The sequence below is a fragment of the Dietzia sp. IBK-p2-15D genome, from assembly GCF_057773105.1.
Window position 1 is genome coordinate 1 of the sequence record NZ_JBYMTK010000143.1, and the last position, 259, is coordinate 259.

Below are 259 nucleotides of genomic sequence, written 5' to 3' on the forward strand. Positions count from 1 at the left end.
TCGGGCCGCCGGCGGTGGGGTCTGTGTGGTTGAAGGGGCGGACGTGGTCGATGTCGCAGGCGTCGGCGGGGACGGAGCAGCCGGGGTGGCGGCAGGTGCCGTCGCGTAGGCGGATGCGGTGGGCCAGTCGGTCGCTGATGCGGTAGCGGTGGGCGTGGTGGGGGGTGTCTGCGGCGCCGGGTGCGGTGTCGGGCACGGTGATGGTGGCGCCGGTGCTGCGGGTGAGTAGTTCGATGAGGGCGTCGATGGTGGCCGGGCC

At 74.1% G+C, this 259-nt stretch carries 1 protein-coding gene; it reads right to left on the minus strand.

Going from position 1 to position 259, the window contains the following annotated elements:
- A partial coding sequence (locus AC3DEV_RS17275) for an HNH endonuclease signature motif containing protein (protein ID WP_488372921.1) occupies positions 1-259 on the minus strand: 259 nt, incomplete at both ends.